Origin of the sequence: Pseudomonas alkylphenolica, assembly GCF_016009175.1 — a bacterium.
Lineage (GTDB): Bacteria > Pseudomonadota > Gammaproteobacteria > Pseudomonadales > Pseudomonadaceae > Aquipseudomonas > Aquipseudomonas alkylphenolica_B.
Map to the genome: position 1 here is coordinate 110,208 of NZ_JADUCM010000002.1, position 24,496 is coordinate 134,703.

General features: G+C 57.5%; 23 protein-coding genes. 19 read left to right on the top strand and 4 right to left on the bottom strand.

The features are described 5' to 3' along the window. Positions 1-113: 113 nt before the first annotated feature. The 4 genes from gyrB to dnaA are packed head-to-tail and all read right to left on the bottom strand — an operon-like array spanning position 114 to position 6,307. On the bottom strand, positions 114-2,531 hold the full coding sequence (gene gyrB / locus I5S59_RS02780) for a DNA topoisomerase (ATP-hydrolyzing) subunit B (RefSeq protein WP_197875307.1): 2,418 nt from the start codon (positions 2,529-2,531) through the stop codon (positions 114-116). Between the two features lie 4 nt (positions 2,532-2,535). Next, positions 2,536-3,639, bottom strand: coding sequence for a DNA replication/repair protein RecF (recF, locus tag I5S59_RS02785; protein WP_128322021.1), 1,104 nt, complete (start codon positions 3,637-3,639; stop codon positions 2,536-2,538). A 19-nt stretch (positions 3,640-3,658) separates the two neighbouring features. Further along, the gene (dnaN, locus tag I5S59_RS02790) at positions 3,659-4,762 is read right to left on the bottom strand and encodes a DNA polymerase III subunit beta (protein ID WP_197875308.1); all 1,104 of its coding nucleotides are present in this window, start codon (positions 4,760-4,762) and stop codon (positions 3,659-3,661) included. A gap of 39 nt (positions 4,763-4,801) precedes the next feature. Beyond that, positions 4,802-6,307 (bottom strand): chromosomal replication initiator protein DnaA, encoded by a 1,506-nt coding sequence (dnaA, locus tag I5S59_RS02795; protein ID WP_197875309.1) that lies wholly within the window; start codon positions 6,305-6,307, stop codon positions 4,802-4,804. Between the two features lie 580 nt (positions 6,308-6,887). Here dnaA and rpmH point away from each other — a divergent pair. The 19 genes from rpmH (at position 6,888) to glmU (ending at position 24,315) form a co-directional block, all read left to right on the top strand. Then, positions 6,888-7,022, top strand: a complete 135-nt coding sequence (rpmH, locus tag I5S59_RS02800; RefSeq protein WP_002551315.1) for a 50S ribosomal protein L34 — start codon at positions 6,888-6,890, stop codon at positions 7,020-7,022. A gap of 13 nt (positions 7,023-7,035) precedes the next feature. Beyond that, on the top strand, positions 7,036-7,440 hold the full coding sequence (rnpA, locus tag I5S59_RS02805; protein WP_164897205.1) for a ribonuclease P protein component: 405 nt from the start codon (positions 7,036-7,038) through the stop codon (positions 7,438-7,440). Further along, the gene (gene yidD, locus I5S59_RS02810) at positions 7,433-7,678 is read left to right on the top strand and encodes a membrane protein insertion efficiency factor YidD (protein ID WP_075226616.1); all 246 of its coding nucleotides are present in this window, start codon (positions 7,433-7,435) and stop codon (positions 7,676-7,678) included. Before rnpA ends, yidD begins: the two co-directional genes overlap by 8 nt. 2 nt (positions 7,679-7,680) lie before the next feature. Continuing rightward, positions 7,681-9,363, top strand: a complete 1,683-nt coding sequence (yidC, locus tag I5S59_RS02815) for a membrane protein insertase YidC (protein ID WP_197875310.1) — start codon at positions 7,681-7,683, stop codon at positions 9,361-9,363. A gap of 83 nt (positions 9,364-9,446) precedes the next feature. After that, entirely contained in the window at positions 9,447-10,817 is a 1,371-nt protein-coding gene (gene mnmE / locus I5S59_RS02820) for a tRNA uridine-5-carboxymethylaminomethyl(34) synthesis GTPase MnmE (RefSeq protein ID WP_197875311.1), read from the top strand. 516 nt (positions 10,818-11,333) lie between these two features. Continuing rightward, positions 11,334-13,226 carry a tRNA uridine-5-carboxymethylaminomethyl(34) synthesis enzyme MnmG gene (mnmG, locus tag I5S59_RS02825; RefSeq protein WP_197875312.1) on the top strand — a complete coding sequence of 631 codons (1,893 nt, stop codon included), beginning with the start codon at positions 11,334-11,336 and terminating at the stop codon, positions 13,224-13,226. After that, positions 13,223-13,867, top strand: a complete 645-nt coding sequence (gene rsmG, locus I5S59_RS02830) for a 16S rRNA (guanine(527)-N(7))-methyltransferase RsmG (RefSeq protein ID WP_197875313.1) — start codon at positions 13,223-13,225, stop codon at positions 13,865-13,867. Before mnmG ends, rsmG begins: the two co-directional genes overlap by 4 nt. An 18-nt stretch (positions 13,868-13,885) precedes the next feature. Next, on the top strand, positions 13,886-14,677 hold the full coding sequence (locus I5S59_RS02835; protein ID WP_128322013.1) for a ParA family protein: 792 nt from the start codon (positions 13,886-13,888) through the stop codon (positions 14,675-14,677). 9 nt (positions 14,678-14,686) lie between these two features. After that, a complete protein-coding gene (locus I5S59_RS02840; protein WP_197875314.1) occupies positions 14,687-15,559 on the top strand; it encodes a ParB/RepB/Spo0J family partition protein in 873 nt (290 codons plus the stop codon). 149 nt (positions 15,560-15,708) lie between these two features. Continuing rightward, positions 15,709-16,116 carry a F0F1 ATP synthase subunit I gene (locus I5S59_RS02845; protein WP_128322011.1) on the top strand — a complete coding sequence of 136 codons (408 nt, stop codon included), beginning with the start codon at positions 15,709-15,711 and terminating at the stop codon, positions 16,114-16,116. Between the two features lie 16 nt (positions 16,117-16,132). After that, positions 16,133-17,002 carry a F0F1 ATP synthase subunit A gene (gene atpB, locus I5S59_RS02850; RefSeq protein ID WP_128322010.1) on the top strand — a complete coding sequence of 290 codons (870 nt, stop codon included), beginning with the start codon at positions 16,133-16,135 and terminating at the stop codon, positions 17,000-17,002. 143 nt (positions 17,003-17,145) lie between these two features. Continuing rightward, positions 17,146-17,403, top strand: a complete 258-nt coding sequence (gene atpE, locus I5S59_RS02855) for a F0F1 ATP synthase subunit C (protein WP_002555987.1) — start codon at positions 17,146-17,148, stop codon at positions 17,401-17,403. 57 nt (positions 17,404-17,460) lie between these two features. Next, positions 17,461-17,931, top strand: a complete 471-nt coding sequence (locus tag I5S59_RS02860; RefSeq protein ID WP_038616140.1) for a F0F1 ATP synthase subunit B — start codon at positions 17,461-17,463, stop codon at positions 17,929-17,931. Positions 17,932-17,943: 12 nt separating this feature from the next. Next, positions 17,944-18,480, top strand: coding sequence for a F0F1 ATP synthase subunit delta (locus tag I5S59_RS02865; RefSeq protein ID WP_038616138.1), 537 nt, complete (start codon positions 17,944-17,946; stop codon positions 18,478-18,480). Positions 18,481-18,501: 21 nt separating this feature from the next. Next, positions 18,502-20,046, top strand: coding sequence for a F0F1 ATP synthase subunit alpha (gene atpA, locus I5S59_RS02870; protein ID WP_038616135.1), 1,545 nt, complete (start codon positions 18,502-18,504; stop codon positions 20,044-20,046). A 50-nt stretch (positions 20,047-20,096) separates the two neighbouring features. Continuing rightward, positions 20,097-20,957 carry a F0F1 ATP synthase subunit gamma gene (gene atpG / locus I5S59_RS02875; protein ID WP_107024412.1) on the top strand — a complete coding sequence of 287 codons (861 nt, stop codon included), beginning with the start codon at positions 20,097-20,099 and terminating at the stop codon, positions 20,955-20,957. A 27-nt stretch (positions 20,958-20,984) separates the two neighbouring features. Next, the gene (gene atpD / locus I5S59_RS02880; protein ID WP_128322009.1) at positions 20,985-22,361 is read left to right on the top strand and encodes a F0F1 ATP synthase subunit beta; all 1,377 of its coding nucleotides are present in this window, start codon (positions 20,985-20,987) and stop codon (positions 22,359-22,361) included. Between the two features lie 44 nt (positions 22,362-22,405). Continuing rightward, entirely contained in the window at positions 22,406-22,822 is a 417-nt protein-coding gene (locus I5S59_RS02885) for a F0F1 ATP synthase subunit epsilon (RefSeq protein WP_128322008.1), read from the top strand. 125 nt (positions 22,823-22,947) lie between these two features. After that, entirely contained in the window at positions 22,948-24,315 is a 1,368-nt protein-coding gene (glmU, locus tag I5S59_RS02890) for a bifunctional UDP-N-acetylglucosamine diphosphorylase/glucosamine-1-phosphate N-acetyltransferase GlmU (protein WP_197875315.1), read from the top strand. Positions 24,316-24,496 lie beyond the last annotated feature (181 nt).

Sequence of the window (24,496 nt, forward strand, 5' to 3'; positions counted from 1 at the left end):
CGAAAAAAAGCCCGCTTTCGCGGGCTTGGTGTTAACTGGGTCACCGTGGGAGTCAGAGGCGGCCGGTCATCTTTTTGAAAATCCGGTCACCTTTTCTGCAACCCTACACCTGATCAGAAGTCCAGGTTAGACACCGCCAACGCGTTGCTCTCGATGAACTCACGACGCGGTTCAACGGCATCGCCCATCAGGGTGTTGAAGATCTGATCGGCAGCGATCGCGTCTTCGATGGTCACCTTGAGCATGCGGCGCACGGTTGGGTCCATGGTGGTTTCCCACAGCTGGTCCGGGTTCATCTCACCCAGCCCTTTGTAGCGCTGGATGGTGTGGCGCTTGGTGCTTTCGGTCATCAGCCAGTCGAGTGCTTCCTTGAACTCGGTGACTGCCTTCTTGCGCTCGCCACGTTGCACGTAAGCACCTTCGCCGAGCAGGGTGCTCAGTTGTGCGCCCAGTGCCGTGACAGTGCGGTAGTCGTTACTGCCGAAGAAGTCACGGTTGAAGGTGACGTAGCTGGCCAGGCCATGGGAGGTGATTTCCACTTCCGGCAACCAGACATTGCGTTCCTTGTCTTCACGCAGGCTGGCCTTGTACAGCAAGCCGGACTTCTCGACGCTGCGCAGACGCTCTTCGAACTTGCCCAACCACGCCTCCATGGCAGCATGGTCGCCCAGTTGCTCCAGAGGAACGGCTGGCAGGTAGACGAAGTGCTCGGTCAGTTCCTGAGGGTACAGGCGCGACAGACGCTTGAGGGTCTTCATCACGGTACGGAATTCGTTGACCAGGCGTTCAAGCTCGACACCGGAAACTGGTGGCGCCGATTCGTCCAGGTGCAGGCTGGCGTCTTCCAGGGCCGACTGGGTCATGTACTCTTCCATGGCCTCGTCGTCTTTGATGTACTGCTCCTGCTTGCCTTTCTTGACCTTGTACAGCGGTGGCTGAGCGATGTAGATGTAGCCGCGCTCGACCAGCTCTGGCAGCTGACGGAAGAAGAAGGTCAGCAGCAAGGTACGAATGTGTGAACCGTCAACGTCAGCATCGGTCATGATGATGATGTTGTGATAGCGTAGTTTTTCGATGTTGTACTCTTCGCGACCGATACCACAGCCCAGTGCAGTAATCAGGGTGCCGACTTCCTGGGAAGAGATCATCTTGTCGAAACGTGCTTTCTCGACGTTGAGGATCTTACCCTTGAGCGGAAGGATGGCCTGGGTCTTACGGTTACGACCCTGCTTGGCCGAACCACCTGCGGAGTCACCCTCCACCAGGTAGAGTTCGGAAAGGGCAGGGTCCTTTTCCTGGCAGTCAGCCAGTTTGCCTGGCAGGCCGGCGATATCCAGCGCACCTTTGCGGCGGGTCATTTCCCGCGCTTTGCGCGCTGCTTCACGAGCACGTGCGGCGTCGATCATTTTGCCAACGACAGCTTTGGCTTCGTTCGGGTTCTCCAGCAGGAAGTCGGAGAAGTACTTGCCCATCTCCTGTTCCACGGCTGTTTTGACTTCCGAGGACACCAGCTTGTCTTTGGTCTGCGAGCTGAACTTTGGATCTGGAACCTTAACCGAGATGATCGCAGTCAGACCTTCACGGGCGTCGTCGCCAGTGGTCGAAACCTTGTTCTTCTTGGCCAGGCCTTCCTGCTCGATGTAGTTGTTCAGGTTACGGGTCAACGCCGAGCGGAAGCCGACCAGGTGGGTACCACCGTCGCGCTGCGGAATGTTGTTGGTGAAGCACAACAGGTTCTCGTTGAAGCTGTCGTTCCACTGCAGGGCGATCTCTACGCCCACACCGTCTTCACGCTGAACATTGAAGTGGAACACCTGGTTGACCGGGGTCTTGTTGGTGTTCAGGTACTCGACGAAGGCACGCAGGCCGCCTTCATACTTGAAGTACTCCTCTTTACCCGAGCGCTCATCCTTGAGGAGGATGCCAACACCGGAGTTGAGGAACGACAGTTCACGAATCCGCTTGGCCAGGATGTCCCAGCTGAAGTGGATGTTCTTGAAGGTTTCGGCCGACGGCTTGAAGTGGATATGAGTACCGGTGGTCTCACTCTCACCAACGATTTTCATCGGCGCTTGTGGAACACCGTGAACGTAGGTCTGCTCCCAGATCTTGCCGCTACGACGCACCGTCAGAATCAACTGCTCGGACAGGGCGTTTACCACCGACACACCTACGCCGTGCAGGCCGCCGGAAACTTTATAGGAGTTGTCGTCAAACTTACCGCCAGCGTGCAAGACGGTCATGATGACCTCGGCGGCGGAGACGCCTTCCTCTTTGTGCACGTCGACTGGAATGCCGCGACCGTTGTCGCGAACACTGATGGATTCGTCCGGGTGAATGATTACGGTGATGTCATCACAGTGGCCGGCGAGTGCCTCGTCGATCGAGTTATCGACCACCTCGAACACCATGTGGTGCAGGCCGCTACCATCATCGGTGTCGCCAATGTACATACCGGGACGCTTGCGCACGGCATCTAGCCCTTTCAGCACCTTGATGCTGGAGGAGTCGTACGTTTGATTTTCGCTCATGCCTTCACTCCCGATGGTCGTGGGTCTGGGTGATACGGCCCTGTTCCACGTGGAACAAAGCAACTGGCGTTTCCGTCTGCCAGCCTTCCCTCAATAATTCTTGATCTACACAGGTGATAAAAACCTGGCAGCGTAAGTCTTCCAACAAGCGACATAGTGCGAGACGGTGCTGCTCGTCCAGCTCGGACGGCAAGTCATCCACCAGATAAATACATTGGCCGCGTCGAGCCTGGCTAACCAAATGCCCCTGGGCGATGCGCAATGCACAGACCACAAGCTTCTGTTGGCCCCGAGACAGAATATCGGCAGCATTGTGAGCGCCGAGTCTCAGACGCAAATCAGCGCGTTGAGGTCCGGCCTGGGTATGGCCCATGTGCTGATCACGTTGCAAGGAGGAGGCGAGTACTTCACTGAGTTCTCGATCCTTGTCCCAGCCACGGTAGTAACTCAGGGTCAGCCCTTCGAGTTCGACCAAATCGCTCAGGGTTTGCTCGAAGACTGGCTTCAAGGCCTTGATGTAATTTCGGCGGTATTCATCTATTTCAGCACTGGCCAGGCAGAGTTCCCGGTCCCAGGCCGCTTGTGAAACAGCGTCAAGTGTACCATGCCGCAACCATGAGTTCCGCTGCCGCAAAGCCTTCTGCAGGCGTTGCCATGTGGCCATAAAGCGTGGTTCCACGTGGAACACACCCCAATCCAGGAACTGTCGGCGAATTTTCGGCGCACCTTCGAGCAGCCGAAAGCTGTCCGGGTTGATCAATTGCAGTGGCAGAATCTCTGCCAATTGCGCAGCGCTGCGAGCATTCTGCCCGTCGATGCGAATGGTGAATTCACCTTGCCGGTCCCGCGAAATGCCCAGGTTGCTTGAACCACCTTCGCTGAGTTCGACCTGACCGAACACGGTACAAGCCAACTGCTCGTACTGGATTACGGGGGTGAGCCGAGTACTGCGAAAGGAACGGGCCAGGCCTAACAAATGAACAGCTTCCAGCACGCTGGTTTTGCCACTGCCGTTGGCGCCGTACAAGATATTGATGCGGGGGGAGGGAGAGAAGGTCACCGGGTGCAGGTTACGCACCGCGGTGACTGAAACACGACTGAGGGACATCTAGAGTCTGCTGGACAATTTACAGGCGCATCGGCATGACAACGTAAGCGGAGTCGTCATTGCCAGCTTCCTGCAGCAGCGCACTGCTGTTGGAATCCGACAGGATCAGGCGAACTTGCTCGGTAGTCATGACGCCCAGAACGTCCAGCAGGTAGCTGACGTTGAAGCCGATCTCCAGCGAACTACCGTTGTAGTCAACGCTGATTTCTTCTTCTGCTTCTTCCTGCTCAGGGTTGTTCGCCTGGATCTTCAGCTGGGCATTGGCCAACTGCAAACGAATACCGCGGTACTTCTCGTTCGACAGAATGGCGGTACGGCTGAATGCCTCACGCAGCGCCTGGCGATCACCCACTACCAACTTGTCACCACCTTTAGGCAGTACGCGCTCGTAGTCCGGGAACTTGCCGTCGACCAGCTTGGAAGTGAAGGTGAACTCACCAGTAGTCGCGCGAATGTGATGCTGGCCCAGTACGATGCTGACCATACCATCCGGCTCGGTGAGCAGGCGCGCCAGCTCCAGGATACCTTTGCGCGGCACGATGACCTGATGGCGATCGGCCTGGCCAATGTCGGCGCTCATCGAGCACATAGCCAGACGGTGACCGTCGGTGGCGACAGCACGCAGGGTGTTGGTGGACACTTCCAGCAGCATACCGTTGAGGTAGTAGCGCACGTCCTGCTGGGCCATGGCGAAGCTGGTGCGTTCGATCAGGCGACGCAGGCGGCTTTGCTCAAGGTTGCAGGTCAGCGAGCCCGGGCCTTCCTCAACCGTCGGGAAATCGTTGGCTGGCAGCGTAGACAGGGTGAAACGGCTACGACCGGCCTTTACCACGATCTTCTGTTCGTCGAGCTTGATGTCGATCAGCGCGTCGTTCGGCAAGCTCTTGCAGATATCCATCAGCTTGCGTGCAGGCACGGTGATCTCGCCTGGCTCGGCAGGCTCTTCCAGTTGAACACGGCCAACCAGTTCCACTTCCAGGTCAGTACCGGTAAGCGACAGTTGCTGGCCCTGAACAACCAACAGTACGTTGGAAAGTACCGGCAAGGTCTGGCGGCGCTCAACGACGCCTGCGACCAGTTGCAGGGGTTTCAACAAGGCTTCGCGTTGAATGGTGAAATGCATGGTCTAGTCCCTTGCCTTAATAAGCTGCGCTGACGTTAATCACGTCGTCAGCGTCCGCAGCAGGTTCTTGTAGTCCTCGCGGATATCCGCGTCGGATTCCTTGAGTTCGTTGATCTTACGGCACGCGTGCAACACGGTAGTGTGGTCGCGGCCGCCAAAGACATCACCAATTTCCGGCAGGCTGTGGTTGGTCAGCTCTTTGGAGAGTGCCATGGCCACTTGTCGAGGCCGTGCCACTGAACGCGAGCGACGCTTGGACAGCAGGTCGGAAATCTTGATCTTGTAGTACTCGGCAACGGTGCGCTGGATGTTATCCACACTCACCAGCTTGTCCTGAAGTGCCAGAAGATCCTTGAGCGATTCACGAATCAGCTCGATGGTGATGTCGCGTCCCATGAAGTGAGAGTGCGCGATGACACGTTTCAATGCGCCTTCAAGTTCACGGACGTTGGAGCGAATACGCTGGGCAATAAAGAACGCGGCGTCATGAGGCAGATCGACCTTCGCCTGGTCGGCCTTCTTCATCAGGATCGCAACGCGTGTTTCCAGTTCGGGTGGCTCGACCGCCACGGTCAGGCCCCAACCGAAACGCGATTTCAGTCGTTCTTCCAGACCTTCGATCTCTTTCGGGTAACGGTCACTGGTAAGAATGACCTGCTGACCGCCTTCGAGCAGGGCGTTGAAGGTGTGGAAAAACTCTTCCTGCGAACGCTCTTTGCGGGCGAAGAACTGAATGTCATCGATGAGCAGCGCGTCCACCGAACGGTAGAAACGCTTGAACTCGTTGATAGCGTTCAGCTGTAGCGCCTTGACCATGTCGGCAACGAAACGCTCGGAATGCAGGTAAACCACTTTTGCATTCGGGTTCTTCTTGAGCAGGTGGTTACCCACAGCGTGCATCAAGTGCGTTTTACCCAAGCCTACACCGCCATAAAGGAACAGCGGGTTATAGCCATGCTTGGGGTTGTCGGCAACCTGCCAGGCAGCCGCGCGGGCCAACTGGTTGGATTTACCCTCGACGAAGTTCTCGAAGGTAAAGGTACGGTTCAGGTAGCTGGTGTGCTTGAGCGCACCTTCGACCTGCACGGTACGTTGTTCGGTACGACCACTGGGTGCCGGCGCAGGCGCGGACTCGCCCATCGAATCGAAGCTGTCCCGCGAAGGCGCTTGCTCGACTTCAGCTGCGACGGGCGCAGCCACGGGAGCGGCAACCGGCTCGTTGACCACCGCCGCCTGTGCCTGGGATGCAGCAACAGCGGCAGCCAGCGGTGCGTTAGGGGCGGCACGGGGAGCCGAGCTGCGTCGACTGCCTATTAATAAGGAAAGGGCGGGCGCGATGCCGTTGCCATGTTCCCCGAGCAGCTCGAGCAAACGGCTGAGGTATTTTTCATTGACCCAATCGAGAACGAAACGGTTGGGCGCATAGACGCGCAACTCGTCGCCTTCGGCTTCGACCTGTAGCGGACGGATCCAGGTGTTGAATTGCTGGGCAGGCAGTTCATCGCGCAGAAGCTCCACGCACTGCTGCCAAAGTTCCACTGACACGGATATCCCCTGAGTTGAAAGCCGGTGAGGCAAAAACAAGCCCCCATTGTACCGAGCAGCCGCGCAGTTATCCACATGCAGGTGCGTTGAGGGTGGCGATAAATCAGCAGCTTAGTGACCAAAATGACCTTGCTGTGCTGTGAATAAGCTCTGTGGATAACCACGCCTGAGGTCTTTGCACAACTGGGGGTCGAAATCGGTGGATAACCGACCTGTGGATAACCATCGATTTGATCCACAGCTTTTCCGAGGCTTCGACACAGCCAGAGCACCTCTTCTCGACAACCTTTCAGTTCTCTGTACATTACGTGAATAAAGGCCTGTAGCGTTTTATCCACAGATATCTGCTGCTTAAGTTTTATAAGTTTTACAGAAAAGCTTTAAATAATTCCTCTCTCTTTTTTTATGTTTAAGCGTGTGATGGTCCTCCGCCGTGAGGCCCCAACCTGAAACGGCGAGTTTCCCGTCTATAAGGAAAAGCTGGTTGGAAATTGACCTATGGCTGCGCTTTCTCTAGAATCGCCGGTCTCTTAAAACGGGGGCCATTCCGGCCCGTTGTCGACGAACCAGGTAACACGCCATGAAACGTACTTTCCAACCAAGCACCATCAAGCGCGCTCGCACTCACGGTTTCCGTGCCCGTATGGCCACCAAGAACGGTCGTGCCGTTCTGTCGCGTCGCCGTGCCAAAGGCCGTAAGCGTCTGGCAGTTTGATTTTTCGGCACTGGTGGTGAGTCAGGACTTCAGTCGGGAAAAGCGTCTGCTTGTTCCCCGACACTTCAAAGCGGTCTTCGACTCCCCAACCGGCAAGGTCCCAGGGAAAAACCTGCTGCTCCTTGCCCGCGAGAACGGTCTTGATCACCCCCGCCTGGGGCTTGTGATCGGGAAAAAGAGCGTCAAGCTCTCCGTTCAACGCAATCGCCTGAAACGCCTGATGCGCGATTCGTTTCGCCTGAACCAGCACTTGCTTGCAGGTTGGGATATCGTGATCGTCGCGCGCAAAGGGTTGGGCGAGATTGAAAACCCAGAATTGCACCAACATTTTGGCAAGCTCTGGAAGCGCCTCGCACGCAGTCGGCCCGCTCCAGTGGTGAACACCGACTCTGTGGGGGTAGACAGTCAAGATGCGTAAACTGGCACTCGTTCCGATCCAGTTTTACCGTTACGCCATTAGTCCACTGATGGCCAATCACTGTCGTTTCTACCCCAGTTGCTCCTGTTACGCATTGGAAGCCATCGAAAATCATGGCCTACTGCGTGGTGGGTGGCTAACCGTTCGTCGCCTGGGGCGTTGTCATCCGTGGAATGCCGGCGGTTTTGACCCGGTTCCGCCAGCTCCCTCTTCCCGTTCTTCTTCGATAGCCGAGTAATCATGGATATTAAACGCACGATCCTGATCGTCGCCCTGGCAATCGTGTCCTACGTCATGGTCCTTAACTGGAACCAGGACTACGGCCAGGCTGCCCTGCCGACTCAGAATACTGCTGCCAGCAACGTTAGCCCGGCATTGCCGGACACCGCGCAGGCCGGCAACACTGGCGCCAGCGCCGATGTGCCGAGCGCCAACGCTGAATCCAGCCCAGCCGAACTGGCTCCGGTTGCCGTCAGCAAGGACCTGATTCGGGTCAAAACTGACGTTCTCGACCTGGCTATCGATCCAAACGGTGGTGACATCGCCCAGCTGATGCTGCCCAAGTACCCACGCCGTCAGGATCATCCGGACATTCCGTTCCAGCTGTTCGACAACGGAAACGAGCGTACTTACCTGGCGCAAAGCGGCCTGACCGGTACCAACGGTCCGGATGCACGGTCGGCCGGTCGCCCGCTGTACGCCGCCGATCAGAAAAGTTATCAACTGGCTGATGGTCAGGACCAACTGGTCGTCGACCTCAAGTTCAGCGACAACGGCGTCAACTACATCAAGCGCTTCAGCTTCAAGCGCGGTGAGTACGACCTGACCGTTACCTACCTGATCGACAACCAGAGTGCACAGCCGTGGACCGGTAACCTGTTCGCGCAACTCAAGCGCGATGCAAGCTCCGATCCTTCCTCGAGCACTGCTACAGGTACCGCGACTTACCTGGGCGCCGCCCTGTGGACAAGTTCAGAACCCTACAAAAAAGTGTCGATGAAAGACATCGACAAGGGAAATCTGAAAGAAAATGTTTCCGGTGGTTGGGTAGCCTGGCTGCAGCACTACTTCGTTACCGCCTGGATTCCAAACAAGTCTGACAACAACATTGTCCAGACCCGTAAGGACAGCCAGGGTAACTACATCATCGGTTTCACTGGCCCGGCGCTGAACGTAGCCGCTGGTGCCAAAGGCGAAACCAGTGCCATGCTGTACGCCGGTCCGAAGATCCAGGACAAGCTCAAAGAGTTGTCCCCAGGCCTGGAACTGACTGTCGACTACGGCATTCTGTGGTTCATCGCCCAGCCGATTTTCTGGCTGCTGCAACATATCCACAGCCTGCTCGGCAACTGGGGCTGGTCGATCATCGTCCTGACCATGCTGATCAAGCTGCTGTTCTTCCCGCTGTCTGCCGCCAGCTACAAGTCGATGGCGCGCATGCGTGCCGTGGCACCGAAACTGGCAGCCCTGAAAGAACAGCATGGCGATGACCGGCAGAAAATGTCGCAAGCCATGATGGAGCTGTACAAGAAAGAGAAGATCAACCCACTGGGCGGCTGCCTGCCGATCCTGGTGCAGATGCCGGTCTTCCTCTCGCTGTACTGGGTGTTGCTGGAAAGCGTCGAGATGCGCCAGGCGCCATGGATGTTCTGGATCACCGACCTGTCGATCAAGGATCCGTTCTTCATCCTGCCGATCATTATGGGCGCGACCATGTTCATTCAGCAGCGTCTGAACCCGACACCGCCGGATCCGATGCAGGCCAAGGTGATGAAGCTGATGCCGATCATCTTCACCTTCTTCTTCCTGTGGTTCCCGGCTGGTCTGGTGCTGTACTGGGTTGTGAACAACTGCCTGTCGATCGCACAGCAGTGGTACATCACCAACAGCATCGAAAAGGCTGCCAAGAAAGCCGCTGCATAACGGGTTAGCCAGCTAACCTGTGGATAAACGCCCCCTCGTGGGGCGTTTTGCTATCTGTCGTTTTTGTCGTGAGGCTTCCGAGCATGAACACTGTGCGTGAAACCATTGCCGCCATCGCTACCGCCCAGGGACGTGGGGGCGTGGGGATCGTGCGGCTTTCCGGTCCCCTGGCCGCGCAAGCCGGGTTGGCCATCTGTGGAAAAGCGCTGACACCGCGGCATGCCCATTACGGGCCGTTCCGTGCCGATGACGGCCTGGTGCTCGATGAAGGCATTGCGCTGTTTTTCCCTGGGCCAAACTCCTTCACCGGTGAAGATGTGCTCGAGCTGCAGGGCCACGGAGGACCGGTGGTGCTGGATATGCTCCTGCAGCGCTGTGTACAACTTGGCTGCCGTCTGGCGCGGCCGGGCGAATTCAGTGAGCGCGCATTCCTCAATGACAAGCTCGACCTGGCGCAGGCCGAAGCAATCGCCGACCTGATCGAAGCCAGTTCGGCACAAGCGGCGCGCAATGCCTTGCGCTCGCTCCAGGGCGAATTTTCCCGCCGTGTGGATAACCTCACCGAAAAACTGATCAGCCTGCGGATCTACGTGGAAGCGGCAATCGACTTCCCCGAGGAAGAAATCGACTTTCTCGCCGATGGTCACGTGTTGAGCATGCTCGATGATGTCCGCAGCAATCTATCCACAGTGCAGCGTGAAGCCGGGCAGGGTGCGTTGTTGCGCGATGGCATGACAGTTGTGATCGCCGGTCGGCCGAATGCCGGCAAATCGAGTCTGCTCAATGTACTGGCCGGGCGTGAGGCTGCCATAGTCACTGATATCGCCGGCACCACCCGGGACATCCTGCGTGAACATATCCACATCGATGGCATGCCGTTGCACGTTGTCGACACTGCCGGCCTGCGCGATACCGACGACCATGTGGAAAAGATTGGCGTGGAGCGCGCGCTCAAGGCCATCAACGAAGCTGACCGGGTGTTGCTGGTGGTTGATTCGACGGCGCCGGAGGCCAGCGATCCCTTTGCACTGTGGCCGGAGTTTCTCGATCTGCGCCCGGATCCTGCCAAAGTTACGCTGATTCGTAACAAGGCCGACCTCAGTGGTGAGACGGTCGCCATGGAGCAAAGTGCAGATGGCCACGTCACCATTACCCTCAGTGCCAAGGATGCCGACATGGGCCTTGAGCTGTTGCGCGAGCACCTGAAGGCCTGCATGGGTTACGAACAGACCGCTGAAAGCAGCTTCAGCGCGCGCAGGCGCCACCTGGAGGCATTGCGCCAGGCCAGCACGCACCTCGAGCACGGTCGAGCGCAATTGACCCTGGCAGGTGCCGGTGAACTCCTTGCCGAAGACCTGCGTCAGGCTCAGCAAGCCTTGGGCGAAATTACCGGCGCCTTTAGTTCCGACGACTTGCTGGGTCGGATCTTCTCCAGCTTCTGCATCGGCAAGTAAGCGTCTTTATCCACAGCCAGGTCTGCAATGGACCTGGCTGCTGCCCTTTCCCCTGAGTTTTTCTCCCCCTGCCAGGACAACCCACGCGTTGATCCTGCGTACCCGCCTGCGCGTCTGTCCACAATTCTGTGAAATAAGCCCTGTGGAAAACCTGGCTTCAGCTCCGTTGATAACTAACCCTCAAAGCTGGAGATAAACTCGGCTGTGGGTAAGTAGGCATTTCATCCACAGGCTTAAAGCGCTTATCCAGAACGCTCATGGCCGGTAGACCACAGGGTTTTGAACCTCTGTACATACCGTAGATAAAGGCCTGTAGAGCTTTATCCACAGAAAGGTAGGTGCATAAGAATAAACATAAAAACAAAGCTTTAATAAATTTCTCTCTTTTAATTTCTATTGCTCACCACTCATCCACAGGCTGGTTAAATTTTGTGCAAAAGGTTCCTATAGAGGGGGGTAAGTCCCTATACTGGTGCGTTATCCCTATCTATTCCCGAAACAGGCACGAGGTGCGTGGTGGATTTCCCTTCCCGTTTTGAAGTGATCGTCATCGGCGGCGGCCATGCCGGTACCGAGGCTGCGCTTGCGTCTGCTCGCATGGGCGTAAAAACCCTGCTGCTGACCCATAACGTGGAAACCCTCGGTCATATGAGTTGCAACCCGGCTATCGGTGGCATCGGCAAGAGCCATCTGGTCAAGGAGATCGATGCGCTCGGCGGCGCCATGGCGCTGGCTACTGACAAGAGCGGTATCCAATTCCGTGTTTTGAACAACCGCAAAGGCCCGGCAGTGCGCGCTACCCGCGCCCAGGCCGACCGCGCCATCTACAAGGCGGTTGTGCGTGAAATTCTCGAGAACCAGCCCAACCTGTGGATATTCCAGCAGTCCTGCGATGACCTGATCGTCGAGCAGGACCAGGTACGCGGTGTGGTGACTCAAATGGGTCTGCGTTTCTTCGCCGACTCCGTGGTACTGACCACCGGTACTTTCCTCGCTGGACTTATCCACATCGGTTTGCAGAATTACTCCGGCGGTCGCGCCGGTGATCCGCCCGCGATCGCCCTGGCCCATCGTCTGCGAGAATTGCCGCTGCGCGTAGGCCGTCTGAAAACCGGTACGCCGCCGCGTATCGATGGGCGCTCTGTGGATTTCTCGGTCATGACCGAGCAGCCGGGCGATACCCCGATTCCGGTGATGTCGTTCATGGGTGACAAAGCCATGCACCCGCGGCAGGTCAGTTGCTGGATTACCCACACCAACGCGCGTACCCACGAGATCATCGCGTCGAACCTGGATCGTTCACCGATGTACTCCGGGGTTATCGAAGGTATCGGCCCGCGCTACTGCCCGTCGATCGAAGACAAGATCCATCGCTTTGCCGACAAGGAAAGCCACCAGGTGTTCATCGAGCCGGAAGGCCTGAACACTCACGAGCTGTACCCGAACGGGATATCCACATCCTTGCCGTTCGATGTGCAGCTGCAGATCGTCCGTTCGATTCGCGGCATGGAAAACGCGCACATCGTGCGCCCGGGCTACGCCATCGAGTACGACTACTTCGACCCGCGTGACCTCAAGTACAGCCTGGAAACCAAAGTGATCGGCGGGCTGTTCTTCGCCGGCCAGATCAACGGCACCACCGGCTACGAAGAGGCCGGTGCGCAAGGTTTGCTCGCCGGTACCAACGCCGCACTGCGTGCGCAGGGCCGCGAAAGCTGGTGCCCCCGCCGCGATGAGGCGTACATCGGCGTGCTGGTCGACGACCTGATTACCCTCGGTACCCAAGAGCCGTACCGGATGTTCACTTCGCGCGCCGAATACCGGCTGATCCTGCGTGAAGACAACGCCGATTTGCGCTTGACCGAAAAAGGCCGTGAGCTGGGCCTGATCGACGACGAACGCTGGGCGGCGTTCAGCGCCAAGCGCGAAGGCATTGCCCTGGAAGAGCAACGGCTGAAATCCACCTGGGTTCGTCCGGACACCGCACAAGGCCAGGCGATTGCCGAGAAATTCGGCACGCCGTTGAGCCATGAATACAATTTGCTCAACCTGCTGACCCGTCCGGAAATCGACTACGCTGGCCTGATGGAAGTGACCGGCGGTGCCGAAATCAATCCACAGGTCGCCGAACAGGTCGAGATCAAGACCAAGTACGCCGGTTACATCGACCGGCAACAGGACGAAATCGCTCGCCTGCGTGCCAGCGAAGACACTCGCCTGCCTGAAGACATCGACTACAGCGGTATTTCCGGCCTGTCCAAGGAAATCCAGAGCAAACTGGGTCAGACCCGGCCCGAGACCCTGGGCCAGGCTTCGCGTATTCCCGGCGTGACCCCGGCAGCGATTTCCCTGCTGCTGATTCATCTGAAAAAACGCGGCGCTGGCCGCGAGTTGGAGCAAAGCGCTTGAGTTCTATGGTCACCCCTCAACACGCCGAAGAGTTGTCCACAGGTGCCCGCCAGCTGGGTGTTGAGCTGAGCGAGGCGCAACACGCGCAATTGCTGGCGTACCTTGCCCTGTTGATAAAGTGGAACAAGGCTTACAACCTGACCGCGGTGCGCAATCCGGACGAAATGGTCTCCCGTCATCTGCTCGACAGTTTGAGCGTGATGCCGTTTATCCACAGCGCGCGCTGGCTGGATGTCGGCAGCGGTGGCGGTATGCCGGGTATTCCCCTGGCCATCCTGCATCCGGAAAAGCAAGTCACCGTGCTTGACAGCAATGGCAAGAAAACCCGCTTCCTCACGCAGGTAAAGCTTGAACTGAAACTGGACAACCTGACAGTTATCCACAAGCGGGTCGAAGAGTTCCAACCTGAGCTGCCGTTTACCGGAATTGTTTCCCGGGCTTTCAGCAGCATGGAGAACTTCACCAACGGGACGCGCCACCTTGGCGACGAGCAGACGCAGTGGCTGGCAATGAAAGGGCTGCATCCTGCCGACGAGCTGGTAGCATTGCCGGCAGATTTCAGAGTAGATAGCGAGCAGGCCTTGACCGTTCCGGGTTGCCAAGGCCAGCGCCATCTGCTGATACTGCGCCGCACGGCATGATTGGGAACACAAGCAAGAATGGCTAAGGTATTCGCTATCGCGAACCAGAAAGGTGGTGTGGGCAAGACCACCACCTGTATCAACCTCGCAGCATCGCTGGTTGCGACCAAGCGACGCGTGCTGCTGATCGATCTCGATCCACAGGGCAACGCCACCATGGGTAGCGGTGTGGATAAACACGTCCTGGAGCATTCGGTCTACGACCTGCTGATCGGTGAATGCGATCTGACCCAGGCCATGCACGTCTCCGAGCACGGTGGTTATCAACTGCTGCCGGCCAACCGCGACCTGACGGCGGCTGAAGTGGTGCTGCTGGAAATGCAGATGAAGGAGAGCCGTCTGCGCACGGCACTGGCGCCGATCCGGGAAAGTTACGACTACATCCTGATCGACTGCCCGCCGTCGCTGTCGATGCTGACCCTCAACGCCCTGGTGGCTGCCGATGGCGTCATCATTCCGATGCAGTGCGAGTACTTTGCACTGGAAGGCTTGAGTGACCTTGTGGATAACATCAAGCGCATCGGTGAGCGCCTGAACCCTCAGCTGAAGGTCGAAGGCCTGCTGCGGACCATGTACGACCCGCGCTTGAGCCTGATCAACGATGTTTCTGCGCAACTCAAGGAACACTTCGGCGACCAGCTGTACGACACCGTGATCCCACGCAACATCCGCCTGGCCGAGGCACCGAGTTTCGGCATGCCGGCACTGGCGTATGACAAGCAATCGCGTGGCGCTCTGGCTTATCTGGCCCTGGCCGGGGAACTCGTACGCCGTCAGCGCCGTCCATCACGCACTGCACAAACAACTTAAGGAATCCGTATGGCCGTTAAGAAACGGGGTCTCGGACGTGGGTTGGATGCACTGCTCAGTGGTCCTACCGTCAGCGCGCTCGAAGAGCAGGCTGTGAAGGTCGACCAGAAAGAACTGCAACACCTCCCGCTCGACCTGATCGAGCGCGGCAAGTACCAGCCACGTCGGGACATGGACCCGCAAGCGCTGGAAGAGCTGGCTCACTCGATCAAGAATCAGGGCGTGATGCAGCCGATCGTGGTCCGCCCGGTTGGCGAGAACCGCTTTGAGATCATCGCCGGTGAACGCCGCTGGCGCGCGAGCCAGCAGGCGGGCATGGAAACCATCCCGGCCATGGTCCGCGATGTGCCCGATGAGGCTGCCATTGCCATGGCTCTGATCGAGAACATTCAGCGCGAAGACCTCAACCCGGTGGAAGAGGCGATCGCCCTGCAGCGTTTGCAGCAGGAGTTCCAGCTCACTCAGCAGCAGGTTGCCGATGCTGTGGGTAAGTCGCGGGTGACCGTGGCCAACCTGCTGCGCCTGATTTCATTGCCGGAAGTGATCAAGACCATGCTGTCGCATGGCGATCTGGAGATGGGCCACGCCCGGGCACTGCTTGGCCTGCCGGATGAGCAGCAGGTGGAAGGGGCGCGTCATGTTGTCGCACGTGGTCTCACCGTGCGCCAAACCGAAGCACTGGTTCGCCAGTGGCTCAATGGCAAGCCGGAACCGGTCGAACCAGCCAAACCCGATCCGGACATCACCCGCCTTGAACAGCGGCTGGCAGAGCGTTTGGGCTCGTCAGTACAGATACGCCACGGCAACAAGGGCAAGGGTCAGTTAGTTATCCGCTACAACTCGTTAGATGAGTTGCAAGGCGTGCTTGCTCACATCCGCTGAAACAATTGCTTTTGTAGCGCGCAGTCGGAAATCACTACCCGGCAGTTGAATAGGGGTTAATCCGCCCCTATACTCTGCGCGCATTTTGTCGGCACAAATTATGCCAAGTCATAGCTGACTGGTTGGTCGACTTTCGAGGAGCAGTTTTGATGGAAACCCGCACGCCAAACCGCTTGCCTTTCCATCGCTGGGCAGTTTTCCCAGTACTGCTGGCTCAGTGTGTTGTGTTTTTGCTCGCAACTTTGGTGGTGTGGCAGTGGCACGGGGCGGTCAGTGGATATTCAGCACTCTGCGGAGGGTTGATTGCCTGGCTGCCTAATGTGTATTTCGCCTGGAAGGCGTTCCGTTACACGGGGGCCAGGGCGGCGCAGGCTATCGTCAAGTCGTTTTACGCTGGCGAAGCAGGCAAATTGATTTTGACGGCAGTGCTGTTTGCACTGACGTTTGCAGGAGTGAAGCCATTGGCGCCGCTAGCAGTATTCGGCGTCTTTCTGCTGACCCAGTTGGTCAGCTGGTTCGCGCCCCTGCTGATGAATATAAGACTTTCGAGACCTTAGGGCGTTTGAGGCAACCATGGCAGCAGAAACCGCTTCGGGCTATATCCAGCACCACTTGCAGAACTTGACCTTCGGTCAACTACCAGACGGCGGTTGGGGCTTTGCCCATTCCGCAGCAGAAGCCAAAGCAATGGGCTTCTGGGCTTTCCACCTGGATACCCTGGGTTGGTCGGTCGCATTGGGTCTGCTTTTCGTATTCCTGTTCCGTATGGCAGCAAAAAAGGCGACCTCCGGTCAGCCTGGCGGCCTGCAGAACTTCGTTGAAGTGCTGGTTGAGTTCGTTGACGGCAGCGTCAAGGACAGCTTCCACGGTCGCAGCCCGGTGATCGCCCCACTGGCGCTGACCATTTTCGTCTGGGTCTTCCTGATGAACGCCGTCGACCTGATCCCGGTCGACTGGATTCCTCAGCTGGCCATCCTGATCTCCGGTGATCCGCACATTCCGTTCCGCGCGGTCTCGACCACCGACCCGAACGCGACCCTGGCCATGGCCTTCAGCGTGTTCGCCCTGATCATTTTCTACAGCATCAAGGTCAAGGGTATCGGCGGTTTCATCGGCGAACTGACCCTGCACCCGTTCGGCAGCAAGAACATCTTCGTTCAGATCCTGCTGATTCCGGTCAACTTCCTGCTTGAATTCGTCACCCTGATCGCCAAGCCAATCTCGCTGGCACTGCGTCTGTTCGGCAACATGTATGCCGGCGAACTGGTGTTCATCCTGATTGCCGTGATGTTCGGCAGCGGTCTGCTGTGGCTGAGCGGCCTGGGTGTGGTGCTGCAATGGGCGTGGGCTGTGTTCCACATCCTGATCATCACCCTGCAAGCGTTCATCTTCATGATGCTTACCATCGTCTACCTGTCGATGGCTCACGAAGATAACCATTAAGACCGCCTGGCGTGTCTGATGACCCTTTCGCAGGTACTGGGGAGGGTCGAAAAAGTCCGCAAGGGCAGCTGTACCAAACGATTTTGTTTTACCGCTTCAAACTAAAAAACCTAACCAATACGACGTAAAAGTCGGGAGGAAAGATGGAAACTGTAGTTGGTCTTACCGCTATCGCTGTTGCTCTGCTGATCGGCCTGGGTGCCCTGGGTACCGCCATTGGTTTCGGCCTGCTGGGCGGCAAGTTCCTGGAAGGCGCTGCTCGCCAGCCAGAGATGGTTCCAATGCTGCAAGTTAAAATGTTCATCGTTGCCGGTCTGCTCGACGCCGTAACCATGATCGGTGTTGGTATCGCTCTGTTCTTCACCTTCGCTAATCCTTTCGTTGGTCAACTCGCTGGCTAATCACTCGGATTTCCGAGTGGTTTGGTGTGTTGGACAAAGAACGAGCGAGGTGTTGGCGTGAACATTAATGCAACCCTGATTGGCCAGTCCGTTGCGTTCTTCATCTTTGTACTGTTCTGCATGAAGTTCGTGTGGCCTCCGGTCATCGCGGCATTGCAAGAACGTCAGAAGAAGATCGCGGATGGACTGGACGCTGCCAACCGAGCAGCTCGCGACCTGGAGTTGGCCCAAGATAAAGTGGGTCAGCAACTGCGCGAAGCGAAGGCTCAGGCAGCTGAAATCATTGAGCAAGCCAAGAAACGCGGTGCTCAGATCGTCGAGGAAGCCCGTGATCAGGCCCGCGTCGAAGCTGACCGTGTGAAGGCTCAGGCTCAGGCCGAGATCGAACAGGAAATTAACGGTGTCAAAGACGCGCTGCGCGCCCAAGTGGGTAGCCTGGCCGTTGACGGTGCTGAAAAGATCCTTGGCGCCACAATCGATCAAAACGCGCATGCGGAGCTGGTTAACAAACTGGCCGCTGAAATTTAAGCGAGGGCGATCATGGCAGAACTGACCACGTTGGCCCGACCTTACGCTAAGGCTGCCTTTGAGCATGCCCAGGCCCATCAGCAACTGGCCAATTGGTCAGCCATGCTCGGCCTGGCTGCTGCGGTGTCGCAAGACGACACCATGCAGCGCCTGCTCAAGGCCCCGCGACTGACGAGCGCAGAAAAGGCCGCCACTTTTGTTGAAGTGTGCGGTGACAAGTTTGATGCACAGGCAAAGAGTTTCATCCAAGTTGCCGCGGAAAACGAACGTCTCCTGCTGTTGCCGGAGATTTCGGCGTTGTTCGAGCTGTACAAGGCCGAACAAGAGAAATCCGTGGACGTGGAAGTCACCAGTGCTTTTGCGTTGAACCAAGAACAGCAAGACAAACTCGCCAAGGTTCTCAGTGCACGGCTCGACCGGGAAGTGCGCCTGCAAGTGTCGGAGGATGCCAGCCTGATCGGTGGCGTCGTAATCCGCGCCGGCGACCTGGTTATCGATGGCTCAGTCCGCGGCAAAATCGCGAAACTGGCCGAAGCATTGAAATCTTGAGTTTGAAGGGGCAGCAGAGCAATGCAGCAACTCAATCCTTCCGAAATTAGTGAAATCATCAAGGGCCGCATCGAGAATCTCGATGTAGCCTCTCAAGCTCGCAACGAAGGTACTGTCGTCAGCGTTTCTGACGGCATCGTGCGGATTTACGGTCTGGCCGACGTCATGTACGGCGAAATGATCGAATTTCCAGGCGGCGTCTACGGTATGGCCCTCAACCTGGAGCAAGACTCCGTTGGTGCGGTAGTACTGGGCGCTTACGACACCCTCGCTGAAGGCATGAGCGCCAAGTGCACCGGCCGCATCCTCGAAGTTCCAGTTGGTAAGGAACTGCTGGGTCGCGTTGTCGACGCACTGGGTAACCCAATCGACGGCAAAGGCCCGCTGGGCAACACCGAGACCGACGCGGTCGAGAAAGTTGCTCCGGGCGTGATCTGGCGTAAGTCGGTAGACCAGCCTGTACAGACTGGCTACAAATCCGTCGACGCCATGATCCCAGTCGGCCGTGGTCAGCGTGAGCTGATCATCGGTGACCGTCAGATCGGTAAGACCGCCATGGCGATCGACGCCATCATCAACCAGAAAGACTCCGGTATTTTCTGTGTTTATGTTGCTGTCGGCCAAAAGCGTTCCACCGTTGCCAACATCGTTCGCAAGCTGGAAGAAAACGGCGCCCTGGCCAACACCATCGTGGTTGTTGCCAGTGCTTCGGAATCCGCCGCACTGCAATTCCTGGCGCCATACGCCGGTTGCACCATGGGCGAGTTCTTCCGTGACCGCGGTGAAGACGCGCTGATCGTATACGATGACCTGTCCAAGCAGGCCGTTGCCTACCGTCAGATCTCCCTGCTGCTGCGCCGTCCACCAGGACGTGAAGCGTACCCAGGTGACGTGTTCTATCTCCACTCCCGTCTGCTGGAGCGTGCATCGCGCGTTTCCGAAGAGTACGTCGAGAAGTTCACCAACGGTGCTGTAACTGGCAAGACCGGTTCCCTGACCGCACTGCCGATCATCGAAACCCAGGCTGGCGACGTTTCCGCGTTCGTTCCGACCAACGTGATTTCCATCACCGACGGTCAGATCTTCCTGGAATCGGCCATGTTCAACTCGGGCATCCGCCCTGCAGTTAACGCCGGTGTTTCGGTATCCCGTGTGGGTGGTGCCGCTCAGACCAAGATCATCAAGAAGCTCTCCGGTGGTATCCGTACCGCTCTGGCTCAGTACCGTGAACTGGCAGCATTCGCCCAGTTCGCTTCTGACCTGGACGAAGCCACCCGTAAGCAACTCGAACACGGTCAACGTGTAACCGAGCTGATGAAGCAGAAGCAATACGCTCCAATGTCCATCGCGGACATGGCGCTGTCGCTGTATGCCGCTGAGCGTGGGTTCCTGACCGACGTTGAAATCGCCAAAGTCGGCAGCTTTGAACAAGCGCTGATTTCCTACTTCAACCGTGATCACGCCGAACTGATGGCGAAGATCAACGTGAAGGGTGACTTCAACGACGAAATCGACGCTGGCATCAAAGCCGGTATCGAGAAGTTCAAGGCCACCCAAACCTGGTAAGCCGCAGCGGGGGCTTTGCAGCCCCCGCTTGCTAACCTGATAGGTGTTACATGGCAGGCGCAAAAGAGATTCGCAGTAAGATTGCGAGCATCAAAAGCACGCAAAAAATTACCAGCGCCATGGAAAAAGTGGCGGTCAGCAAAATGCGCAAGGCTCAAATGCGCATGGCTGCTAGCCGTCCTTATGCGGAGCGTATCCGCCAGGTTATTGGTCATCTGGCCAACGCCAACCCGGAATACCGCCACCCGTTCATGATCGATCGCCCTGTAAAGCGCGTCGGTTATGTTGTGGTGAGCAGTGACCGTGGTCTGTGTGGTGGCTTGAACACCAACCTGTTCAAGGCCCTGGTCAAGGACATGGCGGCCAACCGCGAGCAAGGGATCGAGATCGATCTCTGCGTAGTTGGTAGCAAGGGTGCGGCGTTTTTCCGCAGCTTCGGCGGCAACGTCGTTGCAGCAATCAGCCACCTGGGCGAAGAGCCGTCGATCAATGATCTGATCGGCAGCGTCAAGGTTATGCTGGATGCTTACCTGGACGGTCGTATCGATCGTCTGTCCGTGGTATCGAACAAGTTCATCAATACCATGACTCAAACTCCAACGGTCGAGCAGTTGATTCCGTTGGTGGCAACCCCGGATCAAGAACTCAAGCACCACTGGGACTACCTCTACGAACCTGACGCCAAAGAGCTGCTGGACGGCCTGATGGTGCGTTACGTGGAGTCGCAGGTCTACCAGGCGGTGGTCGAGAACAACGCAGCTGAACAAGCTGCCCGGATGATCGCGATGAAGAACGCCACCGACAACGCCGGTGATTTGATCAGCGAATTGCAGCTGATCTACAACAAGGCGCGTCAGGCTGCGATCACCCAAGAGATCTCGGAAATCGTCGGCGGCGCTGCCGCGGTTTAACGGTTCAAATATTCAGAGGATCCAGCTATGAGTAGCGGACGTATCGTTCAAATCATCGGCGCCGTCATCGACGTGGAATTTCCACGTGACAGCGTACCGAGTGTCTATAACGCGCTGAAAGTAGTTGGCGCGGAAACCACCCTGGAAGTTCAGCAGCAGCTGGGCGACGGCGTGGTTCGTACCATTGCGATGGGTTCCACCGAAGGCCTGAAACGCGGCCTGGACGTAAACGACACTGGCGCAGCGATCTCGGTACCGGTCGGTAAAGCGACCCTGGGCCGTATCATGGACGTCCTGGGTAACCCAATCGACGAAGCCGGCCCGATCGGTGAAGAAGAGCGCTGGGGCATCCACCGTGATGCACCTTCGTTCGCTGACCAGGCAGGCGGCAACGACCTGCTGGAAACCGGCATCAAGGTTATCGACCTGGTTTGCCCGTTCGCCAAGGGTGGTAAAGTCGGTCTGTTCGGTGGTGCCGGTGTAGGCAAAACCGTAAACATGATGGAACTGATCCGTAACATCGCCATCGAGCACAGCGGTTATTCCGTGTTCGCCGGTGTGGGTGAGCGTACTCGTGAGGGTAACGACTTCTACCACGAGATGAAGGATTCCAACGTACTGGACAAGGTTGCTCTGGTATACGGCCAAATGAACGAGCCACCAGGAAACCGTCTGCGCGTAGCGCTGACCGGCCTGACCATGGCTGAGAAGTTCCGTGACGAAGGTAACGACGTTCTGCTGTTCGTCGACAACATCTATCGTTACACCCTGGCCGGTACTGAAGTATCCGCACTGCTGGGCCGTATGCCTTCGGCAGTAGGTTACCAGCCGACTCTGGCCGAAGAGATGGGCGTTCTGCAAGAGCGTATCACTTCGACCAAAGAAGGTTCGATCACCTCGATCCAGGCCGTATACGTACCTGCGGACGACCTGACCGACCCGTCGCCAGCGACCACCTTCGCCCACTTGGACGCCACCGTCGTACTGTCCCGTGACATCGCCTCCCTGGGTATCTACCCAGCGGTCGATCCACTGGACTCGACTTCGCGCCAGCTGGACCCGAACGTCATCGGCAACGAGCACTACGACACCGCCCGCGGCGTTCAGTACGTGCTGCAGCGCTACAAAGAGCTGAAGGACATCATTGCGATTCTGGGTATGGACGAACTGTCCGAAGCAGACAAGCAGCTGGTATCCCGTGCTCGTAAGATCCAGCGCTTCCTGTCCCAGCCGTTCTTCGTGGCAGAAGTCTTCACTGGTTCCCCAGGTAAATACGTTTCCCTGAAAGACACCATTGCTGGCTTCAGCGGCATCCTCAAAGGTGACTACGACCACCTGCCAGAACAAGCGTTCTACATGGTCGGCGGCATCGAAGAAGCGGTCGAGAAAGCCAAGAAACTGTAATCCCGGCGCCCCGAAAGGGGCGCTAATCAGGTTGAGGCAAGCAGATGGCTATGACAGTCCATTGCGATATCGTCAGCGCGGAAGGAGAGATTTTCTCCGGTCTGGTCGAGATGGTGGTTGCGCACGGTAACCTGGGTGATCTTGGTATCGCTCCAGGCCACGCGCCGCTGATCACTAATCTGAAGCCAGGTCCGATCACGCTGACCAAGCAGGGTGGCGCCCAAGAGGTGTTCTACATCTCTGGTGGTTTCCTCGAGGTCCAGCCGAACATGGTCAAGGTGCTTGCCGATACCGTGCAACGTGCTGCCGACCTGGACGAGGCCCAGGCTCAGGATGCCGTCAAGGCAGCTGAGCAAGCCCTGCACGAAAAGAGCGCGGATTTCGACTACAGTGCCGCCGCTGCACGTCTGGCCGAGGCCGCAGCTCAGCTGCGTACCGTCCAGCAAATGCGCAAGAAGTAATACGGTTTTCGAACCTGTCACTTTTAGCATGATTGAGTTAAAGGGTAGCCTCGGCTACCCTTTTTCTTTTTCTGCGATTTATATTCTGGTCACCTCACTGACCTTCCAGGATTGGTAGCCCGTCAATGTCTCTCGATATCGTTATTCTCGCCGCAGGCCAAGGTACCCGCATGCGCTCCGCGCTGCCCAAGGTGCTGCACCCGGTCGCCGGCGATTCCATGCTTGGCCATGTTATCCACAGCGCCCGTCAGCTACAGCCGCAAGGTATCCACGTAGTGATTGGGCACGGCGCCGAGCTGGTGCGTGAGCGTCTGGCGGCTGACGACCTTAGTTTTGTATTGCAAGACAAGCAGCTGGGTACTGGCCATGCGGTAGCGCAGGCGTTGCCAGCGCTGACAGCCGACACCGTGCTGATTCTCTACGGCGATGTGCCGCTGATCGAAGTCGACACCCTCAAGCGCCTGCTGGCAAAAGTTAGCGCCGAGCAGTTGGGCCTGTTGACGGTCAACCTCGCCGACCCAACGGGCTACGGGCGTATCGTCCGTGATGCCCAGGGGCAGGTGGCGGCGATCGTTGAGCACAAGGATGCCAGCGACGCGCAAAAAGCCATCAACGAAGGCAACACCGGCATTCTCGCCGTCCCAGGCGCTCGCCTGGCGCAGTGGCTGGGGCGTCTGTCGAACAACAACGCCCAGGGTGAGTACTACCTGACCGACGTCATTGCCATGGCCGTTGCCGATGGCCTGGTGGTTGCCACCGAACAGCCGCATGACCCGATGGAAGTGCAGGGCGCCAACGACCGTCGCCAACTGGCCGAGCTTGAGCGGCACTATCAGTTGCGTGAAGGCCGCCGACTGATGGCCCAGGGCGTAACCCTGCGTGACCCGGCACGTTTCGACGTGCGTGGCGAGGTTACCGTTGGCCGCGATGTGCTGATCGACATCAACGTCATTCTTGAAGGCCGGGTCGTCATTGAAGACGATGTGGTCATCGGCCCGAACTGCGTGATCAAGAACAGCACCTTGCGCAAAGGTGTGGTGATCAAGGCCAACAGCCACCTTGAAGGCGCAATCATGGGCGAAGGTAGCGATGCCGGCCCGTTCGCACGTTTGCGTCCAGGTAGCGAGTTGGGCGCCCGTGCCCATGTGGGTAACTTTGTCGAACTGAAGAACGCCCGCCTGGGTGAAGGCGCCAAAGCCGGCCACCTGGCCTACCTGGGCGATGCCGAGATCGGTGCACGCACCAATATTGGTGCCGGTACCATCACCTGCAACTACGATGGCGCGAACAAGTTCAAGACCACCCTCGGTGAGGACGTGTTCATCGGCTCGAACAACTCGCTGGTAGCGCCTGTGGATATCCTGGATGGCGCTACCACTGCCGCCGGTTCGACCATCACCCAGAATGTAGAAGCGGGCCAACTCGCTGTTGGTCGCGCGCGTCAGCGCAACATCGACGGCTGGAAGCGGCCGGAGAAAATCAAGAAGAGCTGAGTTATCCACAAATGTAAAAAAGGCCGACTGTACAGTGTATAAGTCGGCCTTTTTTCATTCTGCGGATAAATTGTCTTCGCGGAGTAAGTTATGCACAGATGGGTTTTCGTCGGATCTGCTTGACGCATTTAACGCTTTAGGTTTTGATTGGCATCATTAACTTTCGAAACGAAACTTAAAG